General features: G+C 31.5%; 9 protein-coding genes. 5 read left to right on the forward strand and 4 right to left on the reverse strand.

What is annotated here, in order from left to right; translation table 11 throughout:
• Positions 1-49 precede the first annotated feature (49 nt).
• The 3 genes from metG to ACQYZ7_RS01545 all read left to right on the forward strand — a co-directional run bounded on the left by metG (position 50) and on the right by ACQYZ7_RS01545 (position 5,911).
• Entirely contained in the window at positions 50-2,104 is a 2,055-nt protein-coding gene (gene metG / locus ACQYZ7_RS01535) for a methionine--tRNA ligase (protein WP_430728050.1), read from the forward strand.
• A 68-nt stretch (positions 2,105-2,172) separates the two neighbouring features.
• Positions 2,173-3,771 (forward strand): hypothetical protein, encoded by a 1,599-nt coding sequence (locus tag ACQYZ7_RS01540; protein ID WP_430728051.1) that lies wholly within the window; start codon positions 2,173-2,175, stop codon positions 3,769-3,771.
• Positions 3,772-3,787: 16 nt separating this feature from the next.
• Positions 3,788-5,911 carry a Tex family protein gene (locus ACQYZ7_RS01545; RefSeq protein ID WP_430728052.1) on the forward strand — a complete coding sequence of 708 codons (2,124 nt, stop codon included), beginning with the start codon at positions 3,788-3,790 and terminating at the stop codon, positions 5,909-5,911.
• A gap of 59 nt (positions 5,912-5,970) precedes the next feature.
• Here the strand turns inward: ACQYZ7_RS01545 and ACQYZ7_RS01550 are convergent, their stop codons facing one another.
• The 3 genes from ACQYZ7_RS01550 to ACQYZ7_RS01560 all read right to left on the reverse strand — a co-directional run bounded on the left by ACQYZ7_RS01550 (position 5,971) and on the right by ACQYZ7_RS01560 (position 10,180).
• Positions 5,971-8,907, reverse strand: a complete 2,937-nt coding sequence (locus ACQYZ7_RS01550; protein ID WP_430728053.1) for a TonB-dependent receptor plug domain-containing protein — start codon at positions 8,905-8,907, stop codon at positions 5,971-5,973.
• Between the two features lie 18 nt (positions 8,908-8,925).
• On the reverse strand, positions 8,926-9,669 hold the full coding sequence (locus ACQYZ7_RS01555; protein ID WP_430728054.1) for an energy transducer TonB: 744 nt from the start codon (positions 9,667-9,669) through the stop codon (positions 8,926-8,928).
• Between the two features lie 175 nt (positions 9,670-9,844).
• Positions 9,845-10,180, reverse strand: a complete 336-nt coding sequence (locus tag ACQYZ7_RS01560; RefSeq protein WP_430728055.1) for a single-stranded DNA-binding protein — start codon at positions 10,178-10,180, stop codon at positions 9,845-9,847.
• A gap of 170 nt (positions 10,181-10,350) precedes the next feature.
• On the opposite strand from ACQYZ7_RS01560, the gene ACQYZ7_RS01565 reads away from it, so the two are divergent.
• Together ACQYZ7_RS01565 and ACQYZ7_RS01570 are read left to right on the forward strand one after the other, a co-directional pair.
• Positions 10,351-10,893 carry a GNAT family N-acetyltransferase gene (locus ACQYZ7_RS01565; RefSeq protein WP_430728056.1) on the forward strand — a complete coding sequence of 181 codons (543 nt, stop codon included), beginning with the start codon at positions 10,351-10,353 and terminating at the stop codon, positions 10,891-10,893.
• On the forward strand, positions 10,883-11,233 hold the full coding sequence (locus ACQYZ7_RS01570) for a hypothetical protein (RefSeq protein ID WP_430728057.1): 351 nt from the start codon (positions 10,883-10,885) through the stop codon (positions 11,231-11,233). Before ACQYZ7_RS01565 ends, ACQYZ7_RS01570 begins: the two co-directional genes overlap by 11 nt.
• On the opposite strand, the gene ACQYZ7_RS01575 is transcribed toward ACQYZ7_RS01570, so the two are convergent.
• Positions 11,234-11,701 (reverse strand): CBS domain-containing protein, encoded by a 468-nt coding sequence (locus tag ACQYZ7_RS01575; protein WP_430728058.1) that lies wholly within the window; start codon positions 11,699-11,701, stop codon positions 11,234-11,236.
• Between the last annotated feature and the right edge of the window lie 99 nt (positions 11,702-11,800).

Raw genomic sequence — 11,800 nt, forward strand, 5'->3', positions numbered from 1 at the left:
TAAAAAATTGCTTTTTCGTACTTTTGCGCTTTAATTTTAGCAGAAAAACATGAGTACACCAAAAAGATATACAATTACAGCAGCATTACCTTATACAAATGGCCCAATCCATATTGGACATTTAGCAGGGGTTTATGTTCCTGGAGATATTTATGCGCGTTATCTGCGTCAAAAAGGAAAAGATGTAGCCTATATTTGTGGTTCTGATGAACATGGAGTTGCAATACCAATGCGTGCTAAAAAAGAAGGTGTTACTCCACAGGATATTATTGATAAGTACAACGGAATTATCAAAAAATCGTTTGAAGACTTCGGAATTTCATTTGATAATTATTCACGTACTTCAGCAGAAATACATCATAAAACTGCTTCTGATTTCTTTACGAAATTGTATAACGATGGTGAATTTATTGAAGAAGTTACGCAACAATTATACGATAAAGAAGCCAATCAATTTTTAGCTGATCGCTTCGTAATAGGTACCTGTCCTAAGTGTGGCAATGAAGAAAGTTACGGCGATCAGTGTGAAAAATGTGGTACTAGCCATAATGCAACCGATTTAATCAATCCTAAATCAGCTATTACTGGTAATGTTCCTACCTTAAAAGAAACAAAGCACTGGTTTTTACCCTTAGATAAACACGAAGCATTTTTACGTGAGTGGATTTTAGAAGGACATAAAAATGATTGGAAACCAAATGTATTAGGGCAATGTAAATCTTGGATTGATGACGGATTACGCCCTCGTGCTGTAACACGTGATTTAGATTGGGGAATTCCTGTTCCTGTAGAAGGTGCTGACGGAAAAGTGTTATATGTTTGGTTTGACGCACCTATCGGGTACATCTCATCTACTAAAGAATGGGCGGAACGCGAAGGAAAAAACTGGGAAGACTATTGGAAAAAAGACGATACTAAACTAGTACACTTTATTGGTAAAGATAATATTGTGTTTCACTGTATTATTTTTCCTGCAATGTTAAAAGCACACGGAGATTTTATTTTACCTGAAAATGTACCTGCTAATGAGTTTTTAAATTTAGAAGGCAATAAATTATCAACCTCTAAAAACTGGGCGGTTTGGTTACACGAGTATTTGGAAGATTTTCCAAATCAGCAAGATGTGTTACGTTATACTTTAACAGCCAACGCACCTGAAAATAAAGACAATGACTTTACTTGGAAAGATTTTCAAGCTAAAAACAACAATGAGTTGGTTGCTATTTTTGGAAATTTCATCAACCGTGTGGTAGTATTAACAAACAAATACTACAATGGGGTGATTCCTGCTGCTGGTGATTTATCAGAAGTTGATAAAGACACCTTGGAGCAATTAAAAGAATTCCCAAACATTATTGCAAAATCTATTGAGCGTTATCGTTTCAGAGAAGCTTCTCAAGAATTGATGAATTTAGCTCGTTTAGGTAATAAATACTTAGCTGATGAAGAGCCTTGGAAGGTGATTAAAGTTGATGAGGAACGCACTAAAACCATTATGAATGTTGCCTTGCAAATTGCAGCTGGTTTAGCGGTGTTGTCTGAACCGTTTTTACCATTCACTTCAACAAAATTAAAGTCAATTTTAAATATTGATAATAATCTTTCTTGGAATGATGTTGCTGAAAAAGACATTCTCTTATCCGAAAACCATCAAATTAACAAAGCGGAATTATTGTTTTCTAAAATTGAAGATGCTACAATTCAAACGCAGTTAGACAAATTAGAAGCTACTAAAAAAGCAAATGAAGCGGCTAACAAAGTAGTAGAGCCTCAAAAGGACACTATTGAATTTGACGATTTTACAAAAATGGACATCCGAATAGGAACTATTGTTGCGGCTGAAAAAGTAGCTAAAACAAAAAAGCTACTGAAGCTTACCGTAGATGTTGGTATCGACACACGTACGATTGTTTCTGGAATTGCTGAAAGTTTTAAACCAGAAGACATTGTTGGTCAGCAAGTATCTGTACTATGCAATTTAGCACCAAGAAAATTACGTGGTGTAGAAAGCCAAGGAATGATTTTAATGACAGATACTCCTGATGGTAAATTAGCTTTTGTACAGCCTTCTGAAAAGGTTAATAACGGTGAGTTTATTGCTTAAACAAAATAATAGCATTTATTATATTCGCAACCTCGCAAATTTTGCGAGGTTTTTTTAATTAAATTCCTATGAACAAATTTGTAATAATCTTCGTTTTATCTTGGTTTACATACGCCAATTCTCAAGAAAAAATTGGAGAGTTTTATCTTGAAAAAAGCAGATCAAAATATGCTATTAAAAAGTCATTTTCAATTTTTAACAACTACAATAATAGTATTGCCTCTTTTTTATTAGAAAAAAAGACAATTCATGGCTATGTCTTAAACAAAAACCTCAGCATTCAAAAAAGGTTAGTTTTAAAAGATTTAAAGAAAAAATACAATGTTATTGTTGGTAAATTGTACAGTAACCAAAACACCTACACTTTAATACTTTCTAACAAAGAAAAAGATAAGTTTGCCTTGATTAAATTTAACTTTGATTCAAATAAAGTTGAATTTATAGAAGATGCTCTAAAGGTAAAAAAAATGATATTTCTTCAGAGTGTTAATAAAGGAGCGACTTCTCATCTACTTTTTTTAGATGAAAAAGAATCTAATATTATCTCCAAAAACTTTACAATTAATGACAAAATAACAACTACAACCTTTCTTCTTAAAAACGAGCAATTCTTAATTAATAATGATAGAGAAATATCTCTAAAAAAATTATTACCCGATTATAAAAAAGCCAATCACAGAGAAATTAAAAATATAGAATATGAGCTTACAAAAATTAAAGAGACCCCTTACAAAACCAACATCATTGAAAACACATTTTTTGAAGGAGCTGTGTATTCTACTAAAAGAGCTCAATTATCTCCTACCTCAGTAGAGCTAACATCAAGATATAATAAGCTATATATTAACAACAACGATGTTATTATTACCCTTGATAAAAATCAATTTTACACTCAGATTTTAACGTTAAACCTAACCAACGGTTCCCATACTTTTGAAAAAATTAAAAAACCTTTATTCGAAGAGCAAAACATGTATAAAAGATCAAATTCTTTTATCTATGACAACAATATATTTCTCATTGCTACTTCAAAAAACAAACTAGTTTGCACTATTTATAATTTAAAAGACAAACAAAAAATTAAACAAATCGAAGCAAACAAAAATGAACCTATCAGTTTTAAAAATTCTTCAATAGTTCAAGAAGGAGGCGCTTTTAATAAGCATAGAAACTTTGAAGAAACAAATAAATTTCTACGAAAAATTTCTGAAAGCAACATAGGTATTGGGGTAACAAAATATAATAATACTTATGAAATCGTCATCGGAGCGGAAAAACAAGCTATGAAAGGAACTTCAACTGCTTTGATATTCCTTCAAATGGGATTCATGGGCTTTTCTTCAAATATGATAAACACTGAGAGTTTTATCTCACCAAACTCTAATTCCTTTTTTTTTAATTATCTAGCAACCAAATCGATAAAAATACACTGTTTGTTTGATGAAAATTTCAATCATAAAAAAGGATCAGTTAAAAGAAACGTTTATGATCAAATAGCTGATTTTATAAAATCAACAAAAGATAAAAATACCGATGGAATTTACCATAACCATGACATCGATTTTAAAAATCCTAAGGTAATTAACATATTTAAAATAGAAAACAGAACTATTTTAGGAGCATATTTACCCAAAGCTAAAAAGTATACTTTTTATAAATTTGACTAACTTATAATATTCGAAAATGCAACTTATCTCCTATATAACCTCTCGTACGCAAATCTCACAAAAATCAATTCAAAGTACTATTGAACTATTAAATGAAGATTGCACCATTCCTTTTATAGCGCGTTACCGTAAAGAAAAAACAGGGAATTTAGATGAAGTTGAAATTGGACAAATTGTACAACTTAAAGAACAATTTGAAGCTTTAGAGAAACGAAAATTAGCCATTTTAAAAGCTATTGAAGAACAAAATTCTTTAACTGATGAACTGAAAGCCAAAATTGAGAAAACAGAAGATTTAATCACTTTAGAAGACATCTATCTTCCATATAAAAAGAAACGAAAGACCAAAGCTGAAACGGCTCGTAAAAACGGGTTGGAACCCTTGGCTAAAATGATTATGAGTCAGCGGGTAAACGATTTAAAATTTACCGCTTCTAAATATACTTCTGACGAAGTAGAAACTCCTGAAAAAGCTTTAGAAGGTGCTCGCCATATTATTGCTGAATGGATTAACGAACGAGCTGATATTCGTAATAATATCCGCTACCAATTGGAACGTTTTGCTATGATTGCTGCCAAAGTTGTCAAGACTAAAAAAGATGAGGATGCCGCTCAAAAGTTTAAAGATTACTTTGATTGGGAAGAAAATTTAAGTCGAATTCCTTCTCACCGATTGTTAGCTATTCTACGTGCCGAAAAAGAAGGTTTTATCCGCATAAAAATTAGTATTGATGACGAACGAGCGCTTCAAAAAACGGAAGAAAGGATTATTCGTTCGCATAACGAATGTGCAGAACAAATAGAATTAGCCATTGCCGATGCCTACAAACGTTTATTGTTTCCTGCATTGTCAAACGAAGCTTTATCGATTGCCAAAGAAAAGGCAGACGAAAACGCTATAAAGGTATTTGCTAAAAACCTACAACAATTATTATTAGGTTCTCCATTGGGTGAAAAGCGCATATTAGCGATAGACCCCGGTTTTAGAACAGGTTGTAAACTTGTTTGTTTAGGTACCCAAGGTGATTTACTGCATAACGAAACTATCTTTCCTCATGCGCCACAACATCAATCGAAGGAAGCAATGAATAAAATTAGTTCTTTAGCCGATGCATATAAAATTGAAGCCATTGCTATAGGTAACGGAACTGCCTCGAGAGAAACCGAACAATTAGTAAAACGTATCCACTTTAAAAATGATGTAGAGGTATTTGTAGTAAGTGAGGCTGGAGCTTCTATTTATTCCGCATCAAAGATTGCGCGTGATGAGTTTCCGAATTACGACGTTACCGTTCGTGGGGCAATTTCTATTGGACGAAGATTAGCAGACCCATTAGCTGAATTAGTAAAAATTGAAGCAAAATCGATTGGTGTGGGACAATATCAACACGATGTAGATCAAACACAGTTAAAAAAATCGTTAGACACCGTTGTAGAACATTGCGTAAACAAAGTAGGTGTTAATATTAATACTGCTAGTGCTTCACTACTAAGTTATGTTTCTGGAATTGGACCTAAATTGGCTGAAAACATTGTGAATTACAGAAATGAAAATGGAGCTTTCATCAATAGAGCTGCTATTAAAAAAGTCTCTCGTTTAGGTGGAAAAGCATTTGAGCAATCGGCTGGTTTTTTACGTATTAAAAATGGTGATAATCCACTGGATGATTCTGCAGTACATCCTGAACGTTATTCTTTGGTAAAACAAATCGCAAAAGATTTGGGCAAAAAAGTAGATGACTTGATAGATAATTCTTCTGTCTTAAAGCAAATTAAATTACAACAATATGTAACAGATTCTTACGGATTACCAACATTACAGGATATAGTAAAAGAGTTGGAAAAACCAGGGTTAGATCCTCGTGAAAAGGCAAAAGCTTTCAGCTTTAATGAACACATTAAAACTATTGATGATGTGCAAACAGGCATGATACTTCCTGGAATTGTAAATAACATTACCAACTTTGGTTGTTTTGTAGATATCGGTATTAAAGAAAGTGGCTTAGTACATGTTTCTAACCTTTCTGATACTTTTGTGAAGGATGTAAATGAGCATGTAAGCTTACATCAACACGTTCAAGTTAAGGTGTTGGAAGTGGACATTGCAAGAAAACGTATTCAATTAAGCATGAATTTTTAATATAAAAAAACGAGCTAATTAAATTAGCTCGTTTTTTTATTATATGAATGAATAACTTCTTAGTTATTAATTATCCAAGAAAGGTAATATAGTCTACCTATGTTTCCTAAACCTGGAGCATGTTGGTATTCTTTACCAAATAAATTCGTACCTCCAACTTTAAACTTAGATTTTAAACTAGGAATACGGTAATTTAATTGTGCATCTATAACCGTTCTTGCATCAACATTACCTTTTACAAAAGTTGAAACCCATCTATACTTGTCTGTCCATCTTGCATTTATATTAAATCCAAAATTTTTGAAAAGCTTTTCATTACCAAACTGAATTTTAGCACTATGTTTTGGTGTATTAAAGTTAGGTTCAAAAGATCCAAAATCTAAATCTTCTTTCATTTCAAAATCTGTGAAATTATAGTTTGCACCTATATTGAAATTCCTAAATAACTTTGTATTGAAACCAATACCAATACCGTAAGAGTTAATCTTAGATTTAGCATTGGTAATTAAATTAAACTCTGTTACACTTGCTGTTCTAATTGCTTCAGCAGCTAAAGGGTCTAATTGACCTGTTGCTACAACTTTCCCAATATTTGGCACCACCACATCTTGGAAAAATACAAAATCGTTGTGTACACTATAAAATGCGTTAAAGTCTATATCTAAGTTAGTATTATTTATATTTAAAAGACTTCTATACCCTAACTCAAACGTTCTAACTTCTTCTGCTTGTATTTCTTTATATTCAGATTTAATATTTTGTCCTCTCTCATCAATAAAACCTAAATCATATACAGACCTTGTTAATAAAGCATTATTAATTATATCATCTCCTGTTGTAATAGAATTTTCTGTTACAGTATCACCTGTTGTAGGATCTTCATATCTACTAACAGTAGGTATTCCTATTCTTCTTAGGTTATCATCTGTAGAACCTACGGTAATTTTCCTGGCTGAAAAAGCGAACATATACTGCTCTTGAATTGTTGGATTTCTAAATCCTGTTTGATACGATGCTCTAATTATATGCAATTTTTCTTCTCCTAAAGCATAGTTAAGCGCTAACCTTGGTGAATAGTTTGCTGAAAAGTTTTCAGATTTATCGTAACGAATAGAGCCTGTAAACTTTAATCTTTCATTTAAAAATTTCTTTTGAAGTTGTGTATAGAAACCGTACTCTTCAATATTTATTTCTTCGTTAGCATCATTAAATATTGTTCCTTTTGATTCTGGATTATAGTTTCTATAAGAACCTCCAACTTGAATATCTGCCCAATCATTAAGTAAGCTTCTAAAGTTATAGTTTGCATCTACATGTGCATAAGCACTTTTATCGTAAATTTTACTACCTCCTTCAGTTATTAATGTTGATGTAATTGAGTTAAATCCGTTAGTAAATTCAGTAGTACCTGGATTTAACCTGTATTGGTCTGCAAATTCTCTAGACATTGCTATAACTCTTGGATCAACATCGTTAACGTTAAAAGCATTTCCAGAAGCCCCTATAAGAGACGGATCATTATTTATAAGATCCATGTATTGTATTGCATAATAATCTCCCCAAGTTGGTCTATAAGTTATACCAGATAAAACAGGAATTTTAGCATCTGCTAATGAGTTTAATCTTTGAGCTGTGCTTGTTAAATCGTAACTATCTCCTGCATCATTACGTGTATAATATCCTCTTACAAAGAAGTTATCTCCTTTTACCTCTAACTTAGACTGCCCTATATAATAGTTACGTTGTGCAAATCTTGATGCAGCTCCTTGAAACATGTTATCACCCATTGCTATTCTTGTAGCTAACTGAATTTCTAACGATTCATCTTTAAAAGGTCGGTAATGTAATGAGGTAGAGAACTTTAAGTTTTTAGATTTATAATCTCTAACCAATTCTCTTTCTGTATATCCTTTTCTACTAATATGCGTTCCTATCGGGAATTTTAATTTAGAATCTTCATCTAGTGATGATGCCTCTAAATACCTTAAATATACAAGTACAGGAGTTGAGCTAGTTAAATCTGCAAAATCTTCATCTCCATACATGTTTACACCATCATAATCTAAACTTTGAGAAGCATCGAAACTTCCGTCAATAATCTCATTAGTGTCAATTCTTTTGTTTCTATTATCGGTAGCATGCCACTCTTCTGCCTCAAAATAAGAGAAATTTACTTTTGCTGCAAAAGCATCACTAAACTTATATGCCATTCGAGTACTAACATCATAAAAAGGATTATTTCCTGCCGCTTCTTGACTAGTCATTCCTCCTTTTACTAAAACACTTATTCCTGTATGATTAAATGGGTTTTTAGTATCCATTATCATAATACCATTATAAGCATTAGCTCCATATAAAGCCGAAGATGCTCCTGGTAATATCTCAACACTTAAAATATCTAACTCAGATACACCTGATAAGTTACCAACACTTGTATTTAAAGCTGGTGCTGCTGTATCCATACCATCTACCAACTGAACAAATCTTGAGTTATTAAAATCAGCAAACCCTCTAGTGTTTATAGATTTGTAACCATAACTAACTTCTCTAGCTTCAACTCCTTTTAAATTAGCTAATCCGTCATAAAAAGAATTTGAGCTATTCTTTTTAATATCAGTTAACCCTAACCTTTCTATGGTAACTGGAGATTCAATAATCTTTTCTGGAGTTCTAGATGCTGATATAATTACTTGATCTAATAAGAGGTTTTCTTTTAAAACTACGTTTACCTTTTTCTCAAAAGAAATTATTGAAACCTCTTCTGTTTTAAATCCAAAAGCAGAAATTGTTAATGTTTGAGGTAACGTATTACTTGATAAAACGATTGAAAAGTTCCCTTCTTCATCTGAAACTGCAAAAGTTTCACCACTTGAAATTTTCGCATTGTAAAACGGCTCTAAATATTCATCATACACCGAACCTGATATTTTTACCTGAGCATAACTTGTTATAGCAGCTAAGGTAAAAACAATCATTACTAATTGTTTTTTTAACATTTTAAATTTAATTGATTTTTATTCTTCTAATGAAAAGTTTATTGGAAAACCATATTTTACAGGCACTCGTTTTCCTCTGTTTTTTCCTGGTTCGAAGCGAGGTAGCATAGATACAACTCGTTTTGCTTCTTCATTAAGGATTTCTCCTCCATCAGGGCCTAAAGTTTTAATATTTGTTACATAACCATCTCTATCTATAACAAATCGAATCCAAACTTCTCCTTGAATTTGGTTTCTTACTGCTTCTCCTGGATAGCGAAAGTGTTTATTAATGTGATTAACCATCTCTAAGTTAAAACAATCAATTCTGTCATTTTTCTTTGCTTTTTTACATTTACCAAAAGATGGTATTTTTTCTGTATGATAAAGCTTTTTTGCTTCAGACAACTCTTCTTTTGATAACATTTCTGTTATCCTTGTTAGATTATTTTTATAACCCGATGTTTTCTTAGCAATCTCTTCATTTTTTATCTTCACACCTTCAGAAGCTGAAACATCATTAACATTTAAGGTATTAACAGAACTTATAGCTTGAGCCCTTTTTTTCTTAACATCTCTTTTTTTTAAATACCTTTTACTTGCAGATATTTTAACTTTAATTTGTCTATCTGCTTTTTTCTTTGAGTTTTTTACAGGTTCAATAGTACATTTTGTTATACTATTAACATCTAGTAAAGATTCATCAGGAGATTCACACACTTCTTGTTGAGCGTAAAAATTGAAAAACGACAATAAAAAAACTACTAAAAAATACTTTCTCATATAAATAATTATATAATTAATAAAAGGTATAGAGTATTCTTACGAATTAGATATGGTTGGGGGAATGGCCGGCAAAATTAAGTGTTTTTTATATACCATTTCATTTTTTTTTACAAAAAAAGAGAACCTATTTTCAAGGCTCTCTTTTTTATCTCTTTTTCAACAACTTACCCACTTATTTATTTCCTAACATCAACAATTCATTACAAACTACTTCTGTTATATAACGTTTATTACCTTCTTTATCTTCAAAAGAACGAGAGGTAAGTCTCCCTTCTATCATAACTTCTTTTCCTTTTTCTAAATATTTCTCTATAATCTCTGCTGTTTTATTCCAAGCTACGACATTATGCCATTGTGTGTCGGTTATCTTTTCCCCTTGCCCGTTTTTATAAATTTCATTAGTGGCAATAGTAAATTTTGCTAGTTTCTTTCCACTTTCAAGAGTAATGATTTCTGGAGTGTTTCCTAAATTCCCAATTAACTGTACTCTGTTTTTTAGTGCGTTCATAATATTTGTTTTAATGTTAAACAGTTAAGAATTTGCCATTCAAACGAATTGACACTGCAAAGATGAAACAGCAAACAAATTAAAACCGGTTAGTAATCATTTGTTTTCGTTTGTAAATGAATGTAATCGTTTAATTATTTTTAATACCTTTGTTTCCTAGCACCTAAAGCATGAATTTTTATTTAGAAACCGAACGTTTAATTTTACGAGAATTTCAAAAAAACGATATCGAAGGGATTTTTGAGTTAGACTCTAACCCTGAAGTGCATAAATATCTTGGCAACAAACCTATTACTAGTTACAAACAAGCTGAAGATAATATAACCTTTATACAAGAACAACACAAAGAAAGAGGCATTGGTAGGTTTGCTTGTATAGAAAAGTCTTCTGGTGACTTTATTGGATGGTCTGGATTAAAGCTTAATCAGGGAGAAAAAGAAACCTTAAACGGTTTTACTAATTTTATTGATATCGGCTATCGTTTAATTCCACGTTTTTGGGGAAAAGGTTATGCTTCAGAATCTGCTTTTGCTTCTTTAGATTATGGTTTTAAACAAATGAATTACGATATAATATACGGAGCTGCAGAAACAGGGAATATTGGCTCAAACAAAATTCTACAAAAAATAGGCTTGCAATTTGTAAATGAATTTGATTATAAAGGAATTGATGTGAACTGGTACGAATTGAAAAAATCGGATTATGAACAGTAAGAAATGTTTGGAGTGTGGAGAAAAAGTAATTGGTAGGGTTGACAAGAAGTTTTGTTCCGATTACTGTCGAAATGCCTATAACAATAAAATTAATAAAGAAAGTAAAAACCTAATTAGAAACACCAACAACCGCTTGCGAAAAAACTATAAAATTCTTTCTGAACTAAACACTTCTGGTAAAACAAAAGTAACGCGACGTAAATTATTTGATAGAGGATTTGATTTTAAATTTATCACATCTCTTTATATCACAAAAACAGGCAACACCTATTTTTATGTATATGACCAAGGATATTTAGTATTGGAAAATGAGCTGTACTTATTAGTTAAGCAAGATTAATTATTTCCACGTATTTCCTTTTAACTTCATGGCAGCTATTAGTACATCTTTTTGACTAATTTGCCCTACTAATTTTCCATTTTCAACAATAGGAAAGCGTCTTCTACGTGATTCTAAAAATTTATTAGCAGCATCTAAAATATTCATATTGCCATCAATCGTTTCAACTTCTTTCACCATGGCTTTCCCAACCGTATTACTCTTACCAATTTGGGAGTTATAATACCTGCTCTCCGATATTTGTTTTATACAATCACCTTCTGAAATAATTCCTACCAATTCATTTTTTTCATTAACAACAGGTCCTCCTGATATTTTTTGCTTGATAAGTATATCTATTGCATCTTCAATAGGTTGTTCTTCTTTAAATGTAATTAGTTTTTTGGTCATATAATCTGATACCAAGATTGGCACCTTCTCTTCTTGAGGTGGATTAGACCTCTTTCCTTGAAAACTTTTAATAGCCATAATAATAAAATTTGCTATTAAATATACTGATTTTTAATCGATTATAATTTTCCTTGTTAAAAAATAAATTACTTACTTTTATAAGTACTAAAATCCAAC

Source organism: Tenacibaculum sp. SDUM215027 (assembly GCF_050566205.1).
Lineage (GTDB): Bacteria > Bacteroidota > Bacteroidia > Flavobacteriales > Flavobacteriaceae > Polaribacter.